Source organism: Actinocrinis sp. (assembly GCF_035605935.1).
Classification (GTDB): domain Bacteria; phylum Actinomycetota; class Actinomycetes; order Streptomycetales; family Catenulisporaceae; genus Actinocrinis.
On the sequence record NZ_DATNGK010000198.1, the window covers coordinates 1 to 24,445 of the forward strand.

At 68.7% G+C, this 24,445-nt stretch carries 20 protein-coding genes; 8 read left to right on the forward strand and 12 right to left on the reverse strand.

Going from position 1 to position 24,445, the window contains the following annotated elements:
• Window positions 1-2,856: glycoside hydrolase family 15 protein (locus tag VN779_RS15905; protein ID WP_325723989.1), on the reverse strand; the 2,856-nt coding region annotated here is incomplete at its 3' end.
• Window positions 2,857-3,109: 253 nt separating this feature from the next.
• On the reverse strand, window positions 3,110-4,321 hold the full coding sequence (locus VN779_RS15910; RefSeq protein ID WP_325723991.1) for an amidohydrolase: 1,212 nt from the start codon (window positions 4,319-4,321) through the stop codon (window positions 3,110-3,112).
• 233 nt (window positions 4,322-4,554) lie between these two features.
• On the opposite strand from VN779_RS15910, the gene VN779_RS15915 reads away from it, so the two are divergent.
• Together VN779_RS15915 and VN779_RS15920 are read left to right on the forward strand one after the other, a co-directional pair.
• Window positions 4,555-5,736, forward strand: coding sequence for an IS110 family transposase (locus tag VN779_RS15915; protein ID WP_414639682.1), 1,182 nt, complete (start codon window positions 4,555-4,557; stop codon window positions 5,734-5,736).
• 215 nt (window positions 5,737-5,951) lie between these two features.
• On the forward strand, window positions 5,952-8,120 hold the full coding sequence (locus tag VN779_RS15920; RefSeq protein WP_325723994.1) for an AAA family ATPase: 2,169 nt from the start codon (window positions 5,952-5,954) through the stop codon (window positions 8,118-8,120).
• 36 nt (window positions 8,121-8,156) lie between these two features.
• Here VN779_RS15920 and VN779_RS15925 read toward each other — a convergent pair whose 3' ends face one another.
• Window positions 8,157-8,876 carry a copper homeostasis protein CutC gene (locus tag VN779_RS15925; RefSeq protein ID WP_325723996.1) on the reverse strand — a complete coding sequence of 240 codons (720 nt, stop codon included), beginning with the start codon at window positions 8,874-8,876 and terminating at the stop codon, window positions 8,157-8,159.
• A gap of 203 nt (window positions 8,877-9,079) precedes the next feature.
• On the opposite strand from VN779_RS15925, the gene VN779_RS15930 reads away from it, so the two are divergent.
• The gene (locus VN779_RS15930) at window positions 9,080-10,039 is read left to right on the forward strand and encodes a hypothetical protein (RefSeq protein ID WP_325723998.1); all 960 of its coding nucleotides are present in this window, start codon (window positions 9,080-9,082) and stop codon (window positions 10,037-10,039) included.
• Here the strand turns inward: VN779_RS15930 and VN779_RS15935 are convergent.
• Window positions 10,023-11,120, reverse strand: a complete 1,098-nt coding sequence (locus tag VN779_RS15935) for a sucrase ferredoxin (RefSeq protein WP_325724000.1) — start codon at window positions 11,118-11,120, stop codon at window positions 10,023-10,025. The two genes, VN779_RS15930 and VN779_RS15935, sit on opposite strands and share 17 nt — an antisense overlap.
• A 260-nt stretch (window positions 11,121-11,380) precedes the next feature.
• Between VN779_RS15935 and VN779_RS26500 the strand changes: the two genes are divergently transcribed.
• On the forward strand, window positions 11,381-11,764 hold the full coding sequence (locus VN779_RS26500) for a cold-shock protein (RefSeq protein WP_349260818.1): 384 nt from the start codon (window positions 11,381-11,383) through the stop codon (window positions 11,762-11,764).
• A 48-nt stretch (window positions 11,765-11,812) separates the two neighbouring features.
• Here the strand turns inward: VN779_RS26500 and VN779_RS15945 are convergent, their stop codons facing one another.
• From VN779_RS15945 to VN779_RS15955, 3 genes are all read right to left on the reverse strand, one after another.
• Window positions 11,813-12,655: a 1,4-dihydroxy-6-naphthoate synthase gene (locus VN779_RS15945; RefSeq protein WP_349260819.1), complete on the reverse strand. Its 843-nt coding sequence runs from the start codon at window positions 12,653-12,655 to the stop codon at window positions 11,813-11,815.
• Window positions 12,656-12,741: 86 nt separating this feature from the next.
• Window positions 12,742-13,404 (reverse strand): futalosine hydrolase, encoded by a 663-nt coding sequence (locus VN779_RS15950; protein ID WP_325724004.1) that lies wholly within the window; start codon window positions 13,402-13,404, stop codon window positions 12,742-12,744.
• A 2-nt stretch (window positions 13,405-13,406) separates the two neighbouring features.
• Window positions 13,407-14,693: an MFS transporter gene (locus VN779_RS15955; RefSeq protein WP_325724008.1), complete on the reverse strand. Its 1,287-nt coding sequence runs from the start codon at window positions 14,691-14,693 to the stop codon at window positions 13,407-13,409.
• A 614-nt stretch (window positions 14,694-15,307) separates the two neighbouring features.
• Here VN779_RS15955 and VN779_RS15960 point away from each other — a divergent pair.
• Complete coding sequence (locus VN779_RS15960) at window positions 15,308-16,225, forward strand: DUF3027 domain-containing protein (protein WP_349260820.1); 918 nt, start codon at window positions 15,308-15,310, stop codon at window positions 16,223-16,225.
• Window positions 16,226-16,648: 423 nt separating this feature from the next.
• Here VN779_RS15960 and VN779_RS15965 read toward each other — a convergent pair whose 3' ends face one another.
• Window positions 16,649-17,017: a DUF2530 domain-containing protein gene (locus VN779_RS15965; protein WP_325724010.1), complete on the reverse strand. Its 369-nt coding sequence runs from the start codon at window positions 17,015-17,017 to the stop codon at window positions 16,649-16,651.
• A 115-nt stretch (window positions 17,018-17,132) separates the two neighbouring features.
• Between VN779_RS15965 and VN779_RS15970 the strand changes: the two genes are divergently transcribed.
• Entirely contained in the window at window positions 17,133-18,578 is a 1,446-nt protein-coding gene (locus VN779_RS15970) for an NCS2 family permease (RefSeq protein WP_325724012.1), read from the forward strand.
• A gap of 304 nt (window positions 18,579-18,882) precedes the next feature.
• Here VN779_RS15970 and VN779_RS15975 read toward each other — a convergent pair whose 3' ends face one another.
• The 4 genes from VN779_RS15975 to VN779_RS15990 all read right to left on the reverse strand — a co-directional run bounded on the left by VN779_RS15975 (window position 18,883) and on the right by VN779_RS15990 (window position 21,882).
• Window positions 18,883-19,026, reverse strand: a complete 144-nt coding sequence (locus VN779_RS15975; protein ID WP_325724014.1) for a hypothetical protein — start codon at window positions 19,024-19,026, stop codon at window positions 18,883-18,885.
• Window positions 19,027-19,236: 210 nt separating this feature from the next.
• Entirely contained in the window at window positions 19,237-19,992 is a 756-nt protein-coding gene (locus VN779_RS15980; RefSeq protein WP_325724016.1) for an ester cyclase, read from the reverse strand.
• Between the two features lie 153 nt (window positions 19,993-20,145).
• Window positions 20,146-21,540, reverse strand: coding sequence for an RNA polymerase sigma factor (locus tag VN779_RS15985; RefSeq protein ID WP_325724018.1), 1,395 nt, complete (start codon window positions 21,538-21,540; stop codon window positions 20,146-20,148).
• Window positions 21,541-21,543: 3 nt separating this feature from the next.
• Window positions 21,544-21,882 carry a YciI family protein gene (locus VN779_RS15990; protein WP_325724020.1) on the reverse strand — a complete coding sequence of 113 codons (339 nt, stop codon included), beginning with the start codon at window positions 21,880-21,882 and terminating at the stop codon, window positions 21,544-21,546.
• A gap of 272 nt (window positions 21,883-22,154) precedes the next feature.
• On the opposite strand from VN779_RS15990, the gene VN779_RS15995 reads away from it, so the two are divergent.
• Window positions 22,155-23,444, forward strand: coding sequence for an MFS transporter (locus tag VN779_RS15995; RefSeq protein WP_325724022.1), 1,290 nt, complete (start codon window positions 22,155-22,157; stop codon window positions 23,442-23,444).
• A 74-nt stretch (window positions 23,445-23,518) separates the two neighbouring features.
• Window positions 23,519-24,154 carry an RNA 2',3'-cyclic phosphodiesterase gene (gene thpR / locus VN779_RS16000; protein WP_325724024.1) on the forward strand — a complete coding sequence of 212 codons (636 nt, stop codon included), beginning with the start codon at window positions 23,519-23,521 and terminating at the stop codon, window positions 24,152-24,154.
• The last annotated feature ends 291 nt before the right edge of the window (window positions 24,155-24,445 follow it).

Below are 24,445 nucleotides of genomic sequence, written 5' to 3' on the forward strand. Positions count from 1 at the left end.
CAGTGTGGTGCGCAGGTAGACCGTGCCGTTCGCGGTGATCACCTGGAAGCGGGTCAGGTCGAACGAACCCGCGCTAAACGACGACGAGGTCGGGTACTGATACGTGCCCGGCCCGTTGTCGTCGCCGGTCGGGTCGGTGAGGTCGAGCACCGTCGTGCCGCCGACCACATCGCCGACCACGGCCGTTTGCGCGTATCCGGTGGCGCTGGCCTTCGTCGTGGCCGCGACCGTGATGATGTCCGTGCCGAAGCCGATAGCCACGGACGCGGAGAAAGCGCCGGACGAGTCAGCGGTCGTAGTCGCCGTGGCCGAGGCGGTGCCAGTGTCCGTGTCATCGGATGCGATGACGACCGACGCGCCGGGAGCGGTCGTACCGGTCACCGTCGTGCTGCCGCCCTCGATCGTGGCTCCGGAGACCGGGGCGCTGATCGTGACCGGGATCGCGCCGGGCGCACCGTGCGTCACGTACCGGTCGGTCGTGATCTGCGGCCGATCGACGGTCTGGCGCGTGCCAAGGTCCACGATCAGCCGTAGTTCCTGCGCCTGAGCCCAGGTCAGCGGTGACGCGGAACCCGCGGGGTGGCCGTTGTCGAAGCCGATCGACGCGGTGGTCGGGTCGCTGCCGAACGCGGCCGCGGGCAGGTTCGGGTCTTCCCAGACCTGCTCGGGAACGAGGCCGACTCCGGAGGCTGATTTGATCATGAAGGAGAGCAGTGCGGACGCGCCGGGCGCATTGCCTTCGGCGAGGTCTGATTCGGCCCGCTCTCCGGAGAGCACGGGCCACAAGTGCCCGGTACCGACGTCCGTGGTCGGCCAGGGCTCGCCGTTGACTGTGCACGAGGTCTGACTGTCGACCGTCGAGCAGTCGCCGTAGCCGTCCGCACTGCCCGCGCTCGCCGCATTGCCGTAGCGGTAGTAGCCCGTGCCGGTCGGCGTGGTGACCGAGATCTGCTTGTCCAGCACCGAAAGCGAGTTGCGGAACGTCGAGTCGGCCGGCGACAGCTCGCCGAGGCGCACCAGTTCCTGGAACCCGCCGTCGATCACCGAGCGCTGGTCCAGCGTCGGGCCGCCGTTGCCGAGGTTGTAGGTGGTCGCGGCGTTCGGATCGCCGTTCTTGGAGAGACGGATGAAGTACGGGTTCGAACTGTCCTGGCCGGTGGAGGTGACTGTCCAGTTTTTGATGTTGCGCTGGAAGTCGTCCGCGGTGGCCTGGTAGAGGGCCGCGTCGGCGGCGTCGCCGTGCCGCTTCGCGATCGCCGAGGCGGCGGTCAGACCCGCGATCTCGGCGGCGATCGTCGAGACCGAGTACCACGACTGCTCCTCCCAGCGCTCCACGCCGAAGGACGGTCCGTGCGAGACCAGGAAGTCCGCGGCCGGCTTGATGTGCTGCGACCATAGCGTCGCGTCGCCGCCAAGTCCGGACAGGTATGCCATCAGGATCGGGTAAGCGGTCTCGTCGAGCTGGTCGCCGCCGGTGTCCGGCGCGGCCTGGCCGTTGACGAGCGAGTTGCGTGGCAGCTCACCGTTCGGCCGCTGCTGCTTGGTCAGCAGGAAGCGGGTCGCGGCACGCGCCGTGGCCAAGTCGCCGTCCGCGAGCAGACCGGTAAACGCCTCGTACAGGTCACGCGCGAACACCTCGCGGTACGAGCCGAAGTAGACCGCCTTGCCGTTCACCGAGGCGCCCGCGTTCACCGCTTGGCCCCAGGGAGAGGCCAGGGAAGCGACGACCGCGCCGGGGAATGTCTTGTCCTCGCTGGCCTTGAGCACGTTGGCATCGAGCCAGTAGGTCTTGCGAATCGTGGACTCGTCGATCCCTGACACGGATCGCGGCGCGGGCTTGAGCGAGCTGTCGTAGTCGCGCCACGAGTCGGTGTACGCGGCCAGCACGGCGCCAAAGGGGGCACGCAGCGACCTCGAGGCCGTATTCACCGCGTCGGCCTGGGTGCGGCCGAAGCCAAGGGAGAGAGTGAAGTCCCGGCCGTGTCCGAAGGTCGCGTGCCGCGGTGTGACCTCTTCGGTGGCGACGATATGGCCGTTCGGCGCGAAGGAGGCAGCGGAGAGGGCGTGCGTCGAGTCGAGCTGCGTCAGGCCGTCGCTCGCAGTGCCCGCGTAGCCAACCGAAGCCGCGCCGAGCGAGCTTGCAGTCAGCGCCATGAAGGTGGGCACCGCGTACGTGCGGTTCGCGGCCTGGCTTTCCGTGGCGGTGTCGTAGACCACTGGCACGCCGCTGCTCGCGTCCACGACGCCGGTGTCCGCGCCCGCGTTGTCGGTGCCGCCGCCTCCGTTGCCGTTGACGTGCGCGTCGACGCGAGCGAACACGTGCAGCCTGCTCACGTTCGTGCTGCTCCCCGCGATCCGCGCGAGCCGCGTGTTCATCAGGACGCTGTCGCGCTGCGGGTCGGTGAGGTACGTGGTGGTCAGCTGGTAGCCATGCTTGGCGTCGGTCGAGGTGACCGTGCACACCATGCCGGTCTCGTCCGACTGCACGGTGTACGACATGTCGCGGGTTTGCAGGTCCGTGAAGGACGAGCCATCGGTCACGACGTATTGCAGAGTACTGATGTTCGTGTTGTCGATCGTCGGCTCGTACACGTCGGAAAGCACCCCGCCCGCGACCGTGTACCAGACCTTTGACGTGGTGTTGCGCGCGGTGCCGAGGCAGTCCTTGCGCGCCAGGTCGAAGTAGGAGGGCGCACCGGGCGCTCCGGCGGCGGTGTTCGATGAAGGCGTGCCCGAGGCGGTCGTGGCGGTGGCCGGGGCGGCCGTTCCCGCGTAGGCAGCGCCCCCGGCCGCGAAAACGGCGAAGGCGGTGGCTGACGCGAGCGCAGCCGACCGCCTTCCGGATGGTCGTGTCATCGTTGACCTCGTGGTGACAGGCGGAATTTTCCGCACCGTCGTCGACAGCGCGGTGAGCGCCCGAGTCAGGGCTCGCCGATCCGCCGCTGGACCGGTTCGCCGCCGCCTGCAAGCAGATCCGACACAGCCGGGTCACGGCACCGCATCGCCGTGACGCCAAGCCCGCCTGTGGTGTCGAAGCCGCTTGGAGGCGCGTCTTCAATCAAAGCTGACATGAGCGCGCGTTGCACACTGCCTGCCACTCGCGGGTGTGTCAAGGGCGAACGAACACACCCTCGGCTTCCGCGTAGTCGTACGCGTAGATCTCGCGTCCGTCAATGAACGCCCGCTCGACGCGCTGCATCACATCCAGCGGATCGCCGGACCAGATGCACAGGTCCGCGTCCTTGCCCACGGCGAGCGAGCCGAGCCGGTCCTCGATGCCGAGGATGCGCGCCGGGTTGATGGTCAGCGCCCGCAGCGCCGTTTCCCGATCAAGGCCCTCCTTCACCGCGAGCGTGGCCTGGTGCACCAGGAAGTTGATCGGCACGACCGGGTGGTCCGTGGTGATCGCGATGGTGACACCGGCGCGGGCCAGGCGGCCCGGATTCGCCAGCGACCGGTTGCGCAACTCGACCTTGGAACGCGAGGTGAATAAGGGTCCGATGATCACCGGAACGCCGCGCTCCGCCAGCCGGTCGGCGACCAGGTGCGCCTCGGTGCCATGGTCGATGACGAGTTCGTACCCGAATTCGTCGGCGATGCGCAGCGCCGTGGCGATGTCGTCGGCCCGGTGCACGTGCTGGCGCCACGGGATCTCCCGCCGCAGCACCCGGCCGATCGCCTCCAGCTTGAGGTTGCGCTCCACCGGCTTGCGTTCCTCGGCCGGCTTGGCCGCCTCGGCCTCGATCTTGGCCAGATAGTTCTGCGCCTCGACGAACGCGCCGCGGATCACCGCCGCGGTGCCGAGCCGCGTCGAAGGGGTCTGCTTCTTGTCGCCGTACACCCGCTTCGGGTTCTCGCCGAGCGCTGACTTGATTCCGGCCGGCTCACGCAGCACCCGCTCGTCGACGGTGCCGCCCCAGCACTTGAGCGCGACCGTCTGTCCGCCGATCGGATTGCCCGACCCGGGGTTGACGTTGACCGCGAGCACGCCGCCGATGATCGCGTCACGCCAGCCCTGCTCCTGCGGGTTGATCGCGTCGAGGGCGCGCACGTGCGCGGTCACCGGGTCGGTCATCTCATTGGTATCGTTGCCCGCCCAGCCCTCGCCTTCCTCGTGCACGCCGAGGTGGCCGTGCGCTTCGATGAAACCGGGCAGCACCCACTTGCCGGTCGCGTCCACGACCTCGGCGCCCACCGGCACCGCCACTTCCGCGCCGCCGAGCGCGCTGATCCTGCCGTCCTCGATCAGCAGGGTCCCGCTCTCGATCGATTCGCCGTCGACCGGCACGATCCGGCCGCCGACGATCGCGGTCACCGACATGGTTCCTCCGTAAGGTGTTGTCCGGTCCGGGAGGGCCGGGTGTGGCTGATGATTCCTTGCCTTCTGTGGCTTCGTGGGAGTGGCCGCCCGGTTCTCCGGGGCGCCCTGGCTGCTGATTGAGATCTGCGATCTGGTCGCTGTTTACGGAGACGACGGCGGGGTGTTCCTCGGGCCTTGATATGAACGGGACTGGATCGGAGGGACGCGTGCGGGAGCACGAGCCCGCGCCCGAGCTGTGGGCGGGGATCGACGCGGGCAAGGGCCACCACTGGATCACCGTGGTCGACGGGACGGGCGGCCGCCGCTGGTCGCGGAAGGTTGAGAACGACGAGAGTGCGATCCTCGACGCCCTCGGGCTGATCCTGCCGATGGCGCGGACGGTGCACTGGGCGGTGGACATCTCGGGGACTTCCTGCGCGCTGCTGCTGGCGCTGCTCGCCGCGCACGGCCAGCAGGCGGTGTACGTGCCCGGGCGCACCGTGAACCGGATGTCCGGGGCGTATCGCGGCGAGGCCAAGACCGACGAGCGCGACGCCTACGTGATCGCCGAGAGCGCCCGCCAGCGCCGGGACTTCACCGCGATCGACGTGCCCGCGCAGCTGGCCGCCGACCTCGCTGTGCTCGTCGGCCATCGCAAGGACCTGGTGGCCGACCGGGTACGGATGATCAACCGGCTGCGCGACACGCTCACCGGGATCTTCCCGGCCCTGGAACGCGCCTTCGACTACTCCAGCCAGCGCGGTGCCCTGGTGCTGCTGACCGGCTACCAGACCCCGGCCGCGCTGCGTCGAGTCGGACAAGCGCGCCTGGAGCGCTGGCTGGCCAAACGCAACGTCCGCGGCGCCGAACAGGTCGCGGCCACCGCTGTGCACGCGGCCCGCGCTCAGCACACCACGCTGCCCGGTCAGCAGGTCGCCGCCGAGATCGTCGCGGATCTCGCCACGCAGCTGCTCGCTCTGGACGAGCGCATCGGCCGGATCGACAAACAGGTCACGGCCGCCTTCCGCACCCACCCCCAAGCCGCGATCATCGAGTCGATGCCCGGGATCGGCCCGATCCTCGGCGCCGAGCTCCTGGCCGCCGCCGGCGACTTCGCCTCCTACACCGACGACGGGCACCTGGCCTCCGCGGCCGGGCTGGTGCCGGTCCCGCGCGACTCCGGCCGGCGCACCGGCAACCTGCACCGGCCCAAGCGCTACAACCGGGCACTGCGCCGCGCCTTCTACCTCTCCGCGCAGACCAGCATCATCCGCGACGGACCCAACCGCGACTTCTATCTCAAAAAGCGAGCCGAAGGCCTCAAACACGTCCAAGCCGTCATCGCCCTCGCCCGCAGACGAATCAGCGTCCTGTGGGCACTGCTGCGCGACAACCGATGCTTCACCCCCCACGCCCCGGCCACACAGACCGCTTGACTTAGTCATTGAGACTCCGTGGGTATGGGCGCAGGTAATGACTCAACCGGTCTTCCGGCCATGACAAAATATCGTTTGGACTCGCGCGCTGCGCCCGGTATATTTTTCCCCTTCCCAGCACATGTACGGCGCGCCAACATCACCGCGCCGAGACCTCTGCGCTCCGGTGAATACACATTTCCTTGTGCTGACCTGTGTAACTACTTGGAGCCACTGTGCCACCTGCACCCGTGCCGTCGATCGACGATCCGGTCATCCGCGCGGAACGCGCACATCTAGCAGCCTCCCGGGCCGCGCTGCGCGCCATGCGGGAGGAGACCCTGTCGCTGAAGGCTCAGGGCGGAACCGCTTGGTCCACCGGGGTGCTCAACCTCGCGCTACAGGCCCGCGCGGCCGCGCTGCTCGATCACCCGGACGTGCCGTTGTTCTTCGGCCGACTGGACTATTCCCCGGACCTGCTGAGCGAGTACCGGGGCGAGCACTACTACGTGGGTCGGCGCCACGTACATGACGCGGCAGGCGACCCGATGGTCATCGATTGGCGAGCCCCGGTATCGGTCGCCTTCTACCGGGCCAGCGCCAAGGATCCGTACGGGCTGGGCCTGCGCCGCCGCTTCGGCTTCTCCGCCGGAGAGTTGACCGCGTACGAAGACGAGCCGCTCGGCAGTGAGCCGGACAGCGCCGCGGCGGCCTCCTCGGAAAGCAGGATCCTGACCGCGGAGATCGAGCGGCCGCGCGTCGGCCCGATGCGCGACATCGTGGCCACCATCCAGCCGGAGCAGGACGAGATCGTCCGCGCCGACCTTGGTGAGTCAGTATGCGTACAGGGTGCGCCGGGCACCGGAAAGACCGCGGTCGGCCTGCACAGAGTCGCTTTCCTCCTCTACACGCACCGCGAACGGCTGAAACGCGGCGGCGCCCTCGTCGTCGGACCTAACCGGCAGTTCCTCAAGTACATCGAGCAGGTGCTCCCCGCGCTCGGCGAGGTCGACGTAGCGCAGGCCACGGTCGAAGAGCTCGTATCTAAGAGTATTGCGCAGCGATTCGCCGTGCGTGGCGCGGACAGCGCCGAGGCGGCCCGGGTGAAGGGCGACGCGCGCATGGCAGAGGTCTTGCATCGCGCGCTGTGGTCGAGCTTGTCCGCGCCGGCCGAGGCGCTGGTGGTGCCGCGCGGAGTGCGCAAGTGGCGCGTCCCGGCGTACCAGCTCCAGGAGCACATCGACGCGATTCGCGAGCGCAACATCCGCTACGCCGCAGGCCGGGCGATGCTGGCGCAGCGGATCGCACACGCCGTGCTGAGCCAGATGGAGGCGGCGGGGGAGTCCCCGGACGACCGCCTGCAGGACGCGGTGGCCCGCTCCCGGCCGGTCAAGCAGCTCGTCGATCAACTCTGGCCGGCGGTTGATCCGATCAAGCTGCTGTTCGGGCTGCTCTCCTCGGCGCAACGGCTCGCCGAGGCGTCGGACGGCCTGCTCAGCGTCGAAGAACAGGCACTGATCTGCTGGGAAGGGCCAGCCGTCAAGGTGCCGCGCACGCCCGCCGCCGCCCGCTGGAGCCCGGCCGACGCCGTCCTGCTCGACGAACTCGCAGACCAGCTGGACCGGATTCATTCGCTGGCGCACGTCGTGCTCGACGAGGCGCAGGACCTCTCCCCGATGCAATGCCGGGCAGTCGGCCGCCGCTGCGCGACCGGTTCGGCGACCGTACTCGGCGACGTGGCGCAGGCGACGACCGCATGGGCCGCCGGGTCGTGGGAGGAAACGCTGCTGCATCTCGGCAAGCCGGAGGCGGTGCGTGAGGAGCTGACGCAAGGGTTTCGCGTGCCGCGCCAAGTGATCGAGTACGCGGCTCGCCTGCTGCCCTATGCCGCGCCGCAGCTGGCGCCGCCGACCTCGGTGCGGCAGGCGGCGGGCGCGCTCGATCTGCTGAGCGTCAGCGACGTGCCCACGGCTCTGGTAGCGGCTGCCGCGAGCGCTCTGGACCGTGAGGGCTCGATCGGCATCATCGCGGCGGACGGCTCGATCGACGTGCTCGCGAAAACCTTGCGGGAGAACGGAATCGAGCACATGGTGCTCGGAGGCGATGATGACGCGGCGCAGAGCGACAGCGCGGACGAGGATGCGTCCAACGGTGCTGAGTCGAGCGCCGACGAGCTCGCGCTAGAGCAGGACCATGCGACGCCTCGGATCTCACTCGTGCCGGCAAGCCTCGCGAAGGGCCTCGAGTACGACCAGGTGATCGTCACCGAACCGGCTGACATCGTCGAGGCCGAATACGCCGAAGTCCTAGGCCTGCGCCGCCTGTACGTCGTGCTGACCCGGGCCGTCAGCGTACTGACCGTGCTGCACGCTCGGCCGCTTCCGACCCAGCTCGCCGACCGCTAGGGGCGATCACGCAGCTCCCGATCACGCACCTCCCGATTACGCAGCCGCGTCGCTCAGCGGTGCGTCCAACGCCTCGCGCCAGGTCCTGACCAGGTCCGCGTCCAGCGGCCCGTTCCAATCCCCGGAGAAGCGCGCGGCCGTACCAATGTGGAAGCCGGTCAGGCCCACTGCGCGCAGCGACGGAACGTCAGCCAGCTTCAGCCCGCCGCCGACCAGCAGCTTCAGGCCGTTCGGCGTCGCGGCTTCACGGGCGGCCTCCGCCGCCAGGGTCTCAAGGCCCTGCGCGGCGGGGAACGGGCCCCCTGAAGTCAGCACTGTGTCGAGGCCGGGCAGGCCGCGGATCGCCGCGTACACCGCGTCCCGGTCCGCCGCCTTGTCGATCGCCTTGTGGAAGGTCCACGGCGCGCCCCCGAGCGCGTCCAGCACGGTTTCCAGCGCCGCCACGTCCACCGCGCCATTCGCGTCCAGCCAGCCCATCACGAACTCGTCCGCACCCGCCTCGCGCAGCTGCTTGACCGAAGTCGCCAGCGCGCTCACAGCGCCCGAACCGCCGGTAAGGAAACCGTCACGTAAACGGATCATGACACGTAACGGAACGTTTACCGCAGACCGGATCGAGCCGAACGCCTCGAGGGAAGGATTGAATCCGGAGAACTGCATGGAGCTCACAAGTTCGAGCCGGTCAGCGCCGCCGTCCACGGCCGATCGCGCGTCCGTCGCGTCCAGGGCGATGACTTCGAGCAGCGCTTTTGCCATGCCGCCAGCCTTCCATAGGGGCGTTCGAAGCGGCGAACAGGGGGCGCGGGGCTGGGGCCGTATGCGCGTAGGCGCCCCGGGGCGCGCTACACGCGCCGGTGCACCGTCCGTCTAGGCTGGGAATATATACCAGGACCGAGAGCTCAGGACCGCAAGCACGCAGGGCCGCAAGGCCCGGGAACCGAGACCGGAGAGAGGCCGAATTGCGCGGGGCAGCGACCAAGAGCGCGAAGATCCAGCCCGAACAGCGGCTGTTCGGGTATCTGAGCGAGGTGGCGAACGAGGCTTCCGGCAAGCTGTCTCCCGCCGCCCGCACCAGGCTCGTCGAATCCCTACGCAACAGCATTGAGCAAGAACGTGCGCGCCGCGGCCTCGACCTGGCCACCCTGGACGCCATACTGCGCCGGATCGGCGACCCGGTGACCCTCGTGGACAGCGAGGTGCAACGCGATCCCGACTACCAGGCCCGGCTCAGCGCGCGGCTCGCCCGCGCCACGGCCGGCCCGCAGGTGCCGATCACGGATGACCTGGCCGAGTTGCTGACCCCGCAGTCCTCGACCGGCCCCGGCGTCCCGGTGGCGACCGGCGCCCGCGCCAGTGCGGGCCCGGAGCTGTGCCTCGATCCGGATCCGTTCGCGCCTGATCACTCGGTCGAGACGGTCGGCGCCCTCGCTGCCGTCTCGGTGCCGAAATCCGCCCCCGAGACGGCGACGACCATGACGATGGTCCTACCGGACTTCGGCGAGATGGGCGACCCGAGCGCCCAGTACTCCCCGATGATGACGCGGGTGCGCGTGGCGTGGCTGCAAGGCCCGAAGGCGCGTCCGTGGGAGGCGCTCGCGATCGCGGTGTTCCTGGTCGGCGCGGTGCTCGGACAGTGGGTCGTGCTGCTGATCGCCGGGCTGATCGCCTGTACATCGCGGTACTTCACCGCCGTGGAGAAGTGGGCCCTCGTCGTGGGCGTCCCGGTGGCGACCGGGCTGGTCTACGCGTTCGGGTTCTGGCTACACCAGCACGGTTTCTGGGGCGGGACGGCGGTGAACACCTCGGACCTGCTATCCGGCGCGGCTTCCTTCTTCGGCACGCTGCCGAGGATCGCCGCGCTGCTGGCGGCGCTGTTCCTGGGCTGGCGACTAGCCCGGGGTATCACCCGGCAATTCTGACCGCTTCGCGTCTGCCGGCCGGGTCCGCCAAGGGTCCGGCGATTCCGAGCAGTCGGTAGCCGGTCGGCGTCTCGACGGTGCCTGTGCCGCACGAGGTGAGGCGGGGGCAGGTCGTGTCCTGGCGCGCGAGTGTGACCGTGTGCGTCCCCTGGCCATTGACGTCGAACCGCACGCGGTGAACGCGGTACGCGGCGCGGGCTGACTTCCCATCAGCTGCGGCTGCCAAGGCGTGCGCATAGTGATCGTCATCGTCGTCATCATCACGCTGATCGATGTAACGCACGGCGCTTGCCGCTACCGCGCCGAGTGCACGCCTTAAGAGGCACTCGGCCGCCTGAACCGCAGCAGGAAGCCCTGCGCATCCGCGGAACTGGTCAAGCGCTATCCGATCTTCCAAGGCCATCTCCGCGACGGTTACCGCGCTACCAGGATCGAGCCTTCCGTAGTAGGCGCCGGTTGGCAGCACGACGAGGTTCGCGGCGAAGCGGTCGCCGCCCACGTGCGTCGTCTCCCACACCACCGGTCCGAAGTGCGCGGCGAGCGCCCGCGCCACCGGCCTGCCGAATCTCGCGCAACACACCTCCCGCCGGCCGTGCGTGCAGACCAGCAATGCGGCGTCTACCGGAACGCCGAAGCCCAGCGGTTGCGAGTGAGCGATCCGCGACGGGTCCAGGCCACTTAGCAGGTGAGGATCCGTCAGGGCGCGCTGCTCAAGCCACTTGCGGCCAGGGGGGCCGCCGCCGACCATGACGATCGGCGTGCCGGCGCCGACCTGACGCCCCATCCGATCCGGCCGCCGGATCAACTGTGTGCGCACTCCGTGTTCGAGGGCTTGGTTGGCGAACCGGGCGAGCGGGGCGGGAATGTCCGGAGGCAGGCCGAATGCCGGCCATGGTCCCGGATGCTCGATGAGCAGCCACCCCACGGCGGCCGTCGGCGCCGTGCCGATTAGCGGCTCGGCCAGCTGCCGGCAGATCGCCGCGCAGCCAGCGGTTTCGGATAGCGTCGATTTGGCTGGCGCCGCTTCGCACGACCCCGCTTCGGAGCGGCCGGAGGTGGGTAACCCGGTCTTGAATGACACCGCGCGACCGCCCCATGATGGATAGTTACTTAGGGTCGCCTAACTCTAGCCGGGAACGGTCGGACGGCCTGTCACGTTGGTCCGAACGAGAAGCGGCGCCTTCGGTAACGTGCGCGGGTAACGATGGTGACCGTCGGTTGATCGCCAGCTAGCCTTAACTCATCAGGGTGACGCGAATCGGAACCGCGTTACCCGGCCGACCGCGCGTGGCGCGGGCTCTGCAAGCACTCCAGCGACGACAAGACGGATGAGGTAGTCCCGTGCCAACCGGCAAGGTGAAGTGGTACAACGCCGAAAAGGGTTACGGATTCATCACGCGCGATGACGGCGGCGATGTCCACGTCCACTCCTCGGCTCTGCCCGCCGGGACGACCGCGCTCAAGCCGGGCCAGCGGGTGGAGTTCGGCGTAGCCGAGGGGCGCCGCGGTGAGAGCGCCCTGAACCTGCACCTGCTCGACACCCGGCCGTCCGTCGCCGCCGCGACCCGCAAACCGGCTGACGAACTCGTCGTCATCGTCGAGGACGTGATCAAGGTGCTCGACCACACCTCGAACACGCTGCGCCGCGGCAAGTACCCGGACCGGGACGCGGCCCAGAAGGTGGCCAAGCTGCTGCGCGCCGTCGCCGATCAACTGGACGCGTAGGAGACCGGCTCCAGCTTCAGCACACCTCCAACGCACAGCGCCGAAGCGTTAGGCGAGTTCCAACACCGTGCCGTCAGGCAGCGTGTCGCCGAGCAGCCGACGCACGGCCGCGTACCCTTCGGGCCCGAGGTCGCGGGTGAACTCGTTCACGTAAAGCGCGATGTGCGCCTTCGCGACCTCGGGGTCGAGTTCCTGCGCCTGCTGCATGACGTAGTCGCGGGACGCTTCGGGGTGCGCGAAGGCGTACTCCACGCTTGCCCGCACGACCCGGCTGATTTCGGCGATCCGCTCGTGACCGAGTGCCCGACGGGCCACGATCGCGCCGAGCGGGATCGGCGCGCCGGTCACGCCCTCCCACCAGTCGCCGAGGTCGGCCAGGCAACGCAGGCCGAAGCTCGGGTACGTGAAGCGCGCCTCGTGGATGACCAGCCCCGCGTCCACCAGTCCGTCGCGCACCGCCGGCATGATCTCGTGGAACGGCAGGACCCGGATTTCGCCGATGCCGTCGACGCCGCCAGTGACCTGTTCCTGCGCCCAACGCCGAAACAGCAGGTAAGCGGTCGATTTGAGACTCGGCACCGCCACGATCTTCCCGGCCAGATCGGTGCCGGAGGTCTCGCCGTCCGCATTGCCGGGACCGGTTAGTACGAGCGGTCCGCAGCCACGTCCGAGCGCCCCGCCGCACGGCAGCAGTGTGTACTCGGCGAGCGCCTCAGGTAACGCAGCATACGAGATCTTCATCACGTCAAGGCCGCCCTGACGAACCAGGTTGTTGGTCACGTCGATGTCGGCGTGCGTGACGTCGATAGGCGGCGCGCCCTTGATCAGACCATGCGACCAGGCGTGGAAGACGAACGTGTCATTCGGGCACGGCGAGTACGCGATGCTCAGCGTTTCCGTATCCGTCTTGGCGGCGTCCGCGGCAGCGGTATCCGTAGCTCTGTCCGTGCCTGTCGCCGCCGTCGTCGAATTCGCAGTCACCTCAGGAGTCCTTCCACGATCGGCGCCGCCGCGGCCGTCAGCGTGCTCAGCGCCTCGCCGATCCGCCAGGCCGAGCGGTCACGCGGACCGACCAGGTTCGAGGCCGCGCGAACCTCCGCGATCGGTAGTTCGAACTGCGCGGCGGCCACGGCCACACCGTAACCCTCCATCGCTTCGCCTACCGCACCCGGATAGCGCGTACGCAGCCAGGCCGCGCGTTCCGCCGTGCCCGTACCGGTGCTCACCGTCAGCAGGTCCCCGCGTACCGCATCGCGTCCGCCAACCGCCTTGAGCGCGTCAAGAGGTAAGGCGCCGATGACCGTCGTACCGAACCCGAGCTCTTCCACAGACTGGAAGCCCTCAGGACCGTCCGCGCCAAGGTCGGCTGCGATGATCCGCTCCGCGATCAACAGGTCCCCAAGCTGGCCGGATTCCGGAAAAACGCCTCCAATCCCAGCGCTGACGACGACGTCATACGGCGCGCGGGCCAGGGCAATCGCGGTCTTCGCCGCAGCTACGGCCGCAGTCACGCCGCCGACCAGCAGCGTGACCGAAGTGCGTAGCTCCTCGGGCAACTGAGCGACGCCGCGATCGAAAGCGTCTCGCTCAGCCTCGACTGCGGTAACGATCAGGCAGCGTTTGGCGCGGTTGGAACTCACCGTCAGGACGCTACCTGAGATGCCGCGGGCTGCCAGCGCAGGTCGTACAGCGCCTTGGTCGTCAGCAGCGCCATGATGCTTAGACCGACTGCGCCGAGGCTCAAGCCGAGCACGCCGTTGGAGGGCAGCGCCAGACCGAGCGCGCCGCCGAGCACCCATGCGAGCTGAAGCAGCGTCTCCGACCGCGCAAACGCGGACGTGCGTACGCGCTCAAGCGTGTCGCGCTGCAGCAACGCGTCCAGCGACAGCTTGGCCAACGACGGAGCCATGCCGGTGACTGCTCCGAGGATCAGCACCATCGGCAGGCCGTAGAAGAACGCGGCGATGATCGAGGTCACCGACGCGAGCGCGAGCGAGGCGGTGATGATGGTCTCCGGGGCGCGGGTTCGCAGCAGCTTGCCGAGCACCGAACCGATCGCGCTGCCGACGAACACTGCCGCAGCGAAGACGCCGACCGCGGTCAGATCCTTCAGGCCGCCGAGCGGTTGACGGCGCACCAGGAACGCGATGAACAGGCTGAGGAAGCCGGAGAAGGCTCGCAGCGTCGCGTTCGCCCGCAGCGCGAGTACCACCGAGGGGCCGACCGAGCGCAGCCGCCGGTCGGGCATCGATTCGGCCAATTCGGCGTCCGCGCCGCGATCCCGCTTGCGCAGCTGCGCCTTCAGCTCGCCCTCGTTCGAGTCCACGATCTTCGGCAGCCGGATGGCCAGCCACGTGCCGACGAAGAACACCAGCGCGGCGAAGCCGAGGCTCCAGGCCGGGCCGATCGCGCCGAGACCGAGGCCGATCGGCGTTGCGATGATCGTGGATGCCAGCGCGGTCAAGGAGATCCGGGAGTTGGCCCGTACCAGCGTTGTGCCCGGCGGCAGCACGCGCGGAATGACCGCGGCCCGGCTGACGCCGTACGCCTTTGAGGCAGCCAAGCAGCCGAACGCGGCCGGGTAAAGCGCGAGTCCGCCGCCGCTGATCGTCTTGGCCATCACCAGACACAGCAGCGCGCGGATCAGCGCCGTCACCGCCATCGCGAAGCGCCGACCGCCGCGCAGTCGGTCGAGCAGCGGTCCGATCAGCGGCGCGAGCAGGGTGAACGGCACCATGGTGATCAGCAGATAAAGCGCGACCTTCGAGCGCGCTTCGGTCGGCTGCACCGAGAAGAACAGCGAGTTGGCGAGCGCGAGGGTGACCAGGATGTCGCCGGCGCCGATGACCGCGCCCATCTCCAGCACCTGCGCGAGTCCGGACTCGCCCGCGCCCTCGGCGTGGGTAACGCGCTGGATGCGTCCGTACACGGCGTCTGCCGCGTCTAGACCGCGCCCTGCCGAGCGCCTGACCGCGCGCACGCCGCGCTGAACTGGGTCCTCGGGATCTGGCGAGCCGACGCGCGTGGAATCCAGGCTCGGCGTGGCGATAGTCGGATCTTCAGGCGTGGCGAACGCGGCTGTCGTCGCGTCAGGCGAGGAACCGGGCGTGATGCGTTCGGTCAGCTGCGCTGCCAGCGCCGCATCGACCGCACGCGTCGCGTCATTGGCTCCGTCCGTCGACCTTGCCCCTTCTCCGCGCTCGGGAGTTCCGTTAGCCGGCTCTTTGCGCGTCCAACGCTCATCCGGTCGACGCGTTATGAGCGGCTTGTTAACCCTTATACCCACCGACTCCGACCTAGTGGCTTGATCGGACGCTGTTGCTTGATCAGAGACAGTGGATTGAATAGTCGGGTCTTGTGCGCCGGCACCCTGCTCCGGCAGCGTCAGACGCTCGGTCGGTGCCTCAGCGTCCGGCTGCCCCTCCCCATAGCCGCGAGGGTTCCGCCTACCAATACTCACCGCCCTATCCTCGCGCGTCATCGCCTTAGTTGTCTCGTGTCCTCCAGAGGCATCCCGGAACGACTAACATCGACTTCGTGAGCGTGACGACCAGGACCCGGCCGAGCCGTACCCCCGTGCTGGATCAGGCGTGCGCCGAGGCGGTCGATCTCGCCTTTGCCGCCGCCGAAGACGTGGCGGGGATCGGCAAGGTAGGCGAGCACCAGGGCGCGACCGCCGACGGCGAGCGCACCGTGACGCACTACTTCGCGGCCCAGGAGCGCGGCTATATCGGCTGGCGCTGGGCGGTCACCGTGACGCGTGCCTCGCGCTCGAAGCAGGTCACCGTCGATGAGACCGTGCTGCTGCCCGGCGAGGGCGCCATTCTGGCCCCGCGCTGGCTGCCGTGGAGCGAGCGGATCCAGCCCGGCGACATCGGCGTCGGGGACCTGCTGCCGACCGCGGCTGACGACGCGCGCCTTGAGCCCGGCTACACCGGTGCGGACGACGCGGAGCCGAAGCCGCTGCGCGAGGCGCCCCCGATCCTGGCCGGCGACGCCGACCCGGCCGCGCCGCAGCGTGACAGCCTGCCGCTGATCGCGTTCGAACTCGGGCTGGGCCGTGCCCGCGTACTGTCCTTGACGGGTCGTCAGCTGGCCGCCGACCGCTGGAGCGAGTCCTTCGGCGCGGCCGCCCCGATGGCCCAGGCCGCCCCGGCGAGCTGCGCGAGCTGCGGCTTCCTGACCTCGCTCGGCGGAGCGCTGAGCCAGGCGTTCGGTGTCTGCGCGAACGAATACTCCCCGGCTGACGGCCGTGTCGTCGGTTATGACTTCGGCTGTGGAGGCCATTCGGAGGCCGCCGTGGTGCCGGACGCAGCGGAAGTCGGCGAGCCGATCGTCGACGAGTACGCGGTCGACCAAGTCCAACTGCACCCGACCGGATCGGTCCACGCGGAGGGAACGGCCGAGCAGGGCGAGGACGCGGAGTTCGCCGACGAGGAAGCCGAACTCGGGCACTCGTAACCCGCTCCGCGCTAATTCACTCTGATTGAAGCGGCGACCTATCCGCCCGCGCCCAATTCCCCGAGGCACCACGCCCGGACGCTCAATGTGGCCGCGAACCACCCACGGCTGGCGCCTTCTGCGTCCGCCAGCCTCCGCGAGTACCAGCGGCTCGGCGCTGTCCCTAGCCGCCTGCTATCTCCCATGCGTGGGGTCATACCACCCCACGCCATTACAGACCGCGCATTCGCGCAGAGCCACCGTCTCCAATACGCGCGTCGACCGTACGCCGGCGCCGCGCAGCAACCCGAAGGTCACGATGGTGCGGCCCTGCCCGTCGCAGTCTGGGCACAGTGCCATCATGGCGCCCGTCCTTGGACTGCCCGCTGCGGAGCGTGGTGATTCCACACCACACAGTATATGGACGTGGGTGCGATCAGACGACTACTGTGCGTTGACTTTTGAGATCCTTTGCTGGCGGCGGACGCAGTACACCAGGCCGAGCAGTCCGCCGATCACACCCGAAAGGGCGATCCACGGCCAGCGCCCGTGACCCGAGCGCTCCAACGAAGTGCGTAACGCGAGCAGGATGACGAAAGCCACCGCGAACAATGCGGTACCGATCGCGATGATGAGTACGTCGTTCGTCTCCATTGGCTCGATCTCGACGCGCCCCGCTGCAGCACTGTCAGCCTTCGCGTCCGTGGCCTCCGACGCCTCGCCTTGCGTTACTTCATCGCCGATTCCGCCATTCCGGGAATGCCCGTTCCGAGGCGGATCCGATGCCATTTCTTGATCACGGGGAACAGTCACGGTAATCAGCCTATGGAACCCTGGCCCCGGCCGTACACAACCCGTACGCGTGCACGCCGACCACCCACAGTTTGACGGACCCAGACTGCTCGACGACACAAAGGGATTGCTGCCGATGTCCACGACGCTCGACGCTCCGCCCGGCTCCCCACCCGGCAACGTGCTGGACCGCTATTTCCGGCTCACCGAGCGCGGCACCTCGGTCGCCCGCGAGGTGCGCGGCGGGGTCGCCACCTTCTTCGCGCTCGCCTACATCGTGGTGCTCAACCCGATCATCCTGGCCAGCGGCAAGGACCTCTACGGCCACTCGCTCAACCTCGGGCAGCTCACCGCGGCCACGGCGATCGTCGCCGGTGTGATGACGCTGATCATGGGAATCGGCGGAAACCTGCCGCTGGCCATCGCCGCGGGCCTCGGCCTCAACGGCGTCGTCGCGTTCACCATCGCGCCCACGATGTCCTGGCAGGACGCGATGGGCCTGGTGGTGCTCGAAGGACTCGGCATCTGCCTGCTCGTGGTCACCGGCCTGCGCAGGCTGATCATGGACGCGATCCCGGTGCCGATGAAGAAGGCGATCGGCGTCGGCATCGGCCTGTTCATCGCGCTGATCGGCTTGGTGGACGCGGGCTTCGTCACCCGCATCCCGGACGCCGCGCAGTCCACGGTGCCCGTCCAGCTCGGCAACAACGGCGAGCTGACCGGCTGGCCGATCCTGGTGTTCTGCATCGGCGTGCTGGTCACGTTCGTATTGCTGGTGCGAAAGGTGCCCGGCGCGATCCTGATCTCCATCGTCGGCACCACGATTCTTGCGATCATCATCAACTACACGGCGCACCTCAAGGCGGCGGCCTGGGGCCTGATCCAGCCGAACTGGCCGCATTCGGTGGTCTCCACCCCGGACTTCGGCCTGATCGGCCACGTCTCGCTGTTCGGCGGCTTCGTCCACGCCGGCGTGGTCACCGCGGTCGTGTTCATCTTCACGCTGATCCTCTCCGACTTCTTCGACGCGATGGGCACGATCGTCGGCGTCACCTCCGAGGCGGGCCTGCTCGACGAAGACGGCAACGTGCCGAACATCGGCCGAGTCCTGTTCATCGACGGCCTCGCGGCGGCGGCGGGCGGCTTCGGCTCGGCCAGCTCCAACACGACGTTCGTCGAGTCGGCGGCCGGCGTCGGCGAGGGCGCCCGCACCGGCCTCGCCTCGATCGTCACCGGAATCCTGCTCGGCCTGACCTCGTTCCTCACCCCGCTGGCCACGGTCGTCCCGCAGCAGGCCGCCGCCCCCGCACTGGTGGTGGTCGGCTTCCTGATGATGACTCAGATCAAGGACGTGCCCTGGGACGACTGGACGATCGCCGTGCCCGCGTTCCTCGCGATCACCCTGATGGCGTTCACCTACAGCATCACGGTGGGAATCGGCGCGTCCGTGATCGCCTTCGTGCTGGTCAAGGCGGCGGCGGGCAAGATCCGCGACGTCAGTCCGCTGCTGTGGATCGTCGCTGCGCTGTTCGTGGCCTACTTCGCGCTCAACCCGATCCAGCAGTCGCTCAACGTGAAGTAGGCGAGGCAACGAGATCCTGTGTCCCGCTGAGCGGGACACAGGATCCTGATTCGTTCACGGGCCGTGTCCTGGTCCGAACGCTGCATGCGGTTCTTCGCGCGCTGCCCCGGCTGCGCAAGCTCCGCCTTCGTCTGCGCTGACGACTGCGGCTGGCCCGGCTCCGCCGGGACTGGAGACCGCCCGCCTGCCCTCCGCTCCGCGGCCACACGGCGCGCGGCTCCTCGCCCCGCAGCAAAGCGAGGAGCCGCTCTCGTGTCGTCTGCCTGGAGGCGGAAGGCGATCTCGATCGCCATTTGTTCGCGGTCTAGCGTGGCGACGCAATCGCGATTCGGCCGTTGAACATGCGCGTCCAGCGGTCCGCCTCGGCTTGCGCGCCGGGCTTCACCTTCGCCCGCGACAGTTCGACGATCAGGTCGGGCGGGATGCTTGCCGGGTGCTCGCTACTCACCGCTCGCCGGTTTGCCAGGACCGGGCGGGTGGGGCTTCGGTTTTTCTGCCCTTGATGCGCCGTCAGGGCACGAGAAATGGCCGGGATCGGCCCGGGCGGACGCAGTCGGTTCCGCCCGGGCCGGTCCCGGCCCTCCTGTCGGCCTTCGCTGGCGTGCCAGCGCCCACCCAGGCCGACGTTTTCGCTATCGTCTTTGCTTCGCCGGCTCGGTCAGACGGAGCCGGTCATCGGCGGCTGCATGTGGCCCAGCTGGACCATGATGCTCATCGTGTCGTAGTACATGTCGCCGCCGGCGATGCGGCCGCTTGAGTCGAAGCGCAGCACCTCGCACATGCCGATGTCCATGCGGTGACCGGTCGGCGGCAGGTTGCCCATCGGGCCGTTGTTCGTGCCGCGGCCCTGGAACGTGGCCACGCAGTGGTCACCGCTGTCGATGTACCTGGCCTCTTCCACGGTCGCGTCGGGGAATGCGTCGATCCAGCCTTGCATCCAGTCGATGAACTCCGCCGGGCCTTTGGTTGTCAGGCCGCGGGCGTGGTCGGTGTACTCCGTGTCGGGGCGGAAGTGGCGGACCGCCTCGTGCAGGTCCCGGCCGTTGAACGCGGCGTGCGCGGCGCGGTGGATGCCGTCCAGGCCCATCCGGCTGGCCGGCATCGCGGAGCTCACAGCCGCGGTGTTCTTGGCCGCGCTGCCCATGGCGGAGTCATGCAGTTCGTACATCTCGGGAGGCCCCGAGCTGAATCCGAGCTCCTGCAGGATCGGGACGATGGTCGCGCTGAACCGGTCGAAGTCCTCCCGGTTGTCCCAAACGTCGAACACGTGCAGGTCGTCGCGTGTGCCGTAGCAGGTGTGGTAGATGAGCCCGGGCGGGTTGCCCGCGCCGGCCTGCTCAAGCCGCATACCTACTTGCTCGTACGCTTCGGCGGTCATCGCAGGGGTCGGGTTGACGCGGATGACGAAGGCCATGGCGGCCCCCCTTGGGATCTGATTTCGGGGATCTGATTTCGGTTCGCTGTCCTCGTCCTGAGTGCCCATGCCAGCACCGCGGCCAGAGGGTCACAAGGGTCCATTCAGGTGACCCCCCGCTCACTGTTCGTGATTGCCGGTGGGGCGTGGGAGTCAGCCGTCGGCACCGAGTTCGCGCAGGCGGCGCAGCAGGAATTCGCGTTCTGCGACGCCCTCGGTCAGCGCGAGGGCCGCTCGGTACTCCCTGATCGCTTCGTCGTTGCGGCCGAGGCGGCGCAGCAGGTCCGCCTTTGCCGCCGGGAGGTAGCGGTAGCCGGCGAAGGGGCGGTCCGCGCGGCCCGCGCCGCTGGCCGCACCGTGCTGTTCGAGCTCTGCGATCTCGGCGAGCGCGGCCTGCGCGCCATAGACCATCGAGCGGGCGGCCGCGCGGTTCAGCGCCACTACCGGCGACGGCCAGACCCGCATCAGTACGTCGTAGAGGTCGACGATCTGCGGCCAGTCTGTGTCCTGATACGTCCTCGCCTCTGCGTGCAGCGCCGCGATCGCGGCTTGGAGCCCGTATCTACCGGGTTGTCCGCCGCGCAGCGCCTGCGGAATCAGGCTCATGCCTTCCTTGATCTGGTCCTGATTCCACACCCTGCGATCCTGCTCCTCCAGCAGCACGAGCCGGCCCTGCGCATCGGTCCGCGCCTGCGCGCGGGCGTCGGTGAGCAGCAGCAGCGCGAGCAGGCCGCGCACTTCCCGCTCGTCGGGCATCAGCGCTCGAAGCATCCGCGCCAGATCGATCGCGCACGCCGCGAGGTCACGCTGCATCAGGTCCGCGCCGGTCGGGTCAGTATGGCCGGTCGTATATACGAGGTGGATGACTGCCAAAACCGCGCGCAGCCGGTCGGGCAATTCGCTCGCCTCGGGCACGCGGTACGGGATGCGCGCCGCGGCAATCTTCTTCTTCGCCCGGGTCACCCGCGCGGCCATGGTCGCCTCTGAAACCAAGAACGCGTGCGCAATCTGATGCGTCGTCAGACCGCACACCAGGCGCAAGGTGAGCGCGATCTGCGCTTCGGCGGCGAGCGCTGGATGGCAACAGGTGAAAATGAGACGGAGGCGATCGTCCGGGGCGTTGGCGGGAGGGGGCGATGGCGGCGATGCGTGAGTGTTGAGCGCCGTAAAGGGATCGGGCGCAGTGAGTGAGGACTCGATGTCCTCGACTACGGGCTCTGGGTCGATGAGCAGCGGAAGCTTGTCCCGCAGGGTGCGTTGGCGGCGGCAGAGGTCGAGCGCGCGGCGGCGTGCCGTGGTGGTGAGCCAAGCCCCCGGACTGTTCGGCACGCCCTGCTTCGTCCACGCGTCGAGCGCCGCGAGGTACGCGTCTTGCACGCACTCCTCGGCCAGGTCGAGATCCCCGGCGACGCGCGCCGTCGCGGCGAGTACATACGCCCACTCGCGACGGTGCGCGTCGGCCACCGCAGACTGGACCGCGGCGGTGGCGGCCGCCGTTGGCTCGGGAACGCCACCGTCCCCTGTTGGTGCGGCTCGGTCCGCGGCCATGCGCTAGAAGACCATGATCGGCCGGACCTCGACGCCACCCTTGAGCACCGGGACCAGCTTCGCGATCGCCAGCGCCTGGTCCAGGTCGGCCGCGTCGATCAGGTAGTAGCCGCCGAGTACCTCCTTGGTCTCGGCGAACGGGCCGTCGGTCACCACGTCGCCGCGCACGGATGTGGCGGTGGTGGTCGGCTGCAGCGCGTTGCTGTTGATGATCTTGCCGCCCAGTTCGACGCACTGCTCCTGGAAGCGGCCGTGCGCCTTGAGCATGCGGTCGTACTCCTCCGGGGAGGCGCTCGCCCACGCGGTCTCGTCGTCGAACAGCAGGATCATGTACTCGGCCATGACGGTGTCCTTTCACCTCTGTTTGGCTCCGACACCTCTTCGACGAACAGCATCCCGCGGAATCGACAGCGGCGCGGCCGAGAATCTTCGCCTTCCTGAGGGTGGGACTACGACTACCGGCCGGTAAGGGGCGCTGGGCGGAATAAGTCCTTGCTGCTTAGCGTAACTAATGATGTAGGCTCAAGGTTGGCGGGCCGTTCGCCTGCCCGCCACCGCACGCCACAGATCGCACACTGCACACTGCACCACCGCTTGGACCTAGGGGGCCGCCCTTGAGCGCGCGTAGCGCCGTCACGACTACTTTCCGATCTCTACGCATCCGCAACTACCGGTTGTTCACCGCCGGACAACTCGTCTCGAACACCGGTACCTGGATGCAGCGCATCGCCCAGGACTGGCTGGTATTGGCGCTGACCCACAGCGGTATCGCGCTTGGCGTGGTCACAGCGCTCCAGTTCCTGCCGATCCTGTTGTTCTCGGTCTGGGGCGGCGCCCTGGCCGACCGCTACCGCAAGCGCGTGATGCTGATGATCACGCAGAGCAGCATGGGCCTGCTCGCCGCGGTACTCGCCGCGTTGACGCTGAGCGGCGCGGTTACCGTCTGGCAGATTTATGTGTTCGCCCTCGCGCTCGGCGCGGTCACCGCGCTGGACACTCCGGCCCGCCAGTCCTTCGTGGTCGAGATGGTCGGCCCGGAGCAGCTGCAGAACGCGGTCTCGCTCAACTCGGCGAACTTCAACCTGGCCCGCATCGTCGGCCCGGCCATCGCCGGTGTGATGATCGGCATGTTCCGCTCCGAAGTGATCGGCAGCGGCTGGGTCTTCCTGATCAACGCCGTGTCGTACGCCGCGGTCGTCGGCAGCCTCGCCGCGATCCGCGTCCGCGAACTGCTTCCGGCAAAGCCGATCGAGCGGCGCCGCGGTCAGCAGATCGAGGGCTTCCGGTACCTGCGCACGCGGCCGGACCTGCTCGCCGTGCTGGGCACCGTACTGATCTTCGGCACCTTCGGGCTCAACTTCCCGGTGCTGCTGCCGCTGTTCACCACGCGCATCTTCCACTCCGGCGCCTCGGCATACGGAATGCTGTCCGCGGTCATGGCCGTCGGTTCGTTGACCGGCGCGCTGCTCGCAGCTCAGCGCGGCACCGCACGGATCCGACTGGTACTCGGCGGCGCGGTGGCGTTCGGCGTCTTGGAGGCAATCTCCGCGGCCATGCCGGACTTCGCGACCTTCGCGCTGCTGCTTCTGCTGACCGGCACCGCGGGGCTGACCGTGGCGACTACGGCCAACGCGGTGATGCAGACCTCGGTGACGCCACAGCTGCGTGGCCGGGTGATGGGCGTATACCTGCTCGTATTCATGGGCGGCACGCCGATCGGGTCTCCGCTAGTCGGCTGGATGGCCGGATCGCTCGGGGTACGCTGGACATTGGCGCTTTGCGGCGTGGCCACCGCGCTTTCCGCGGTCAGCGCGGCTTACGCGCTCGCCTGGCGCACCGACCGGAGAATTATGGCCAGCGTTACCAGTCGTCCGCACCTCGCAGTGGTGCCGCGTACCGCGTAACCCAGGCCGAAAAGGCATGATTGGTGGTCGAGCGGCAACGTCGATGGTGACGGGGCCCTGGACCGGAGGTCTTGATGCGGCTGTTCGTCGCGGTGCTCCCGCCGCGCCCCGTCGTGCTCGAACTGCGCGCCGCATTGACCACGCTCCCGCACGGCGACCCGGCGCTGCGCTGGTGCCGCCCCGAGACGTGGCACGTCACGCTCGCTTTCCTCGGTGACGTACCCGAGGACGGGCTGGAGGATCTGAAGGAACGACTCGGCCGGGCCGCGGCGCGCAACACGCCGATGGAGCTCGCGCTGGCCGGCGGCGGGCACTTCGGCGGCCGGACGCTGTGGACCGGAGTGCAGGGCGACCGCGACCGGCTCGGCCGACTCGCCGAGTCGGTCAACAGCGTCGCCAGGCGCTGCCACATCAAGGTGGACGAGCGGCCGTTCCGCCCACACCTCACCCTGGCCCGGGTGCGCGACTCGGGGAACGGCAACCACAAGACGCACGCACACGGACAGGCCCACGGACCGAGCCAGGGCAACGGCGGGCACAGCCACGGAAACGGCGGCGAAGCGCTGCCGGACCTTCAGCCGTACGTGGACCGGATGGCCGCGTTCCGCACCCCGCGCTGGCTCGTCGGCGAGATCGACCTGTTCAACGTGGTAGACGATCCGCTCAAGCGCTACGAGCGGATCGGACGCTGGGCGCTGACCGGACGGTAGCGAGATCGCCGACAGTGCGGTAGGCGGCGAAGAAGCCGAGAACTCTGGTACCTAGACTGGCGGAGTGGACCCGAGGATCAGAACCAGAATCGTCACGGCAGCCTTCGTCGCCCTGATCATCCTGGTCATCGTCGGGTCCGTACTCCGTCACTAGGCCGTGTGTAAGAAGTTTCGCCGGGGCCGCGACGCCTGCCACGCACGCTCGCTGCGTTGGCGAAGCCCCGGTGCCGCCAGGCACCTATCGGACACTGCCAGATGCCCCATGAGGACGCTCCGCCGCCTTGCGATCGC

Coding starts and splice junctions, on each gene's coding strand:
- VN779_RS15910 (WP_325723991.1), bottom strand. CDS start 4,321: ATGTCGGTGACCGCGATCGTCGGCGGCCGGATCGTGCCGGTCGACGGC.
- VN779_RS15925 (WP_325723996.1), bottom strand. CDS start 8,876: ATGGCAAAAGCGCTGCTCGAAGTCATCGCCCTGGACGCGACGGACGCG.
- VN779_RS15970 (WP_325724012.1), top strand. CDS start 17,133: ATGTCCACGACGCTCGACGCTCCGCCCGGCTCCCCACCCGGCAACGTG.
- VN779_RS15980 (WP_325724016.1), bottom strand. CDS start 19,992: ATGGCCTTCGTCATCCGCGTCAACCCGACCCCTGCGATGACCGCCGAA.
- VN779_RS15985 (WP_325724018.1), bottom strand. CDS start 21,540: ATGGCCGCGGACCGAGCCGCACCAACAGGGGACGGTGGCGTTCCCGAG.
- VN779_RS15990 (WP_325724020.1), bottom strand. CDS start 21,882: ATGGCCGAGTACATGATCCTGCTGTTCGACGACGAGACCGCGTGGGCG.
- thpR (WP_325724024.1), top strand. CDS start 23,519: ATGCGGCTGTTCGTCGCGGTGCTCCCGCCGCGCCCCGTCGTGCTCGAA.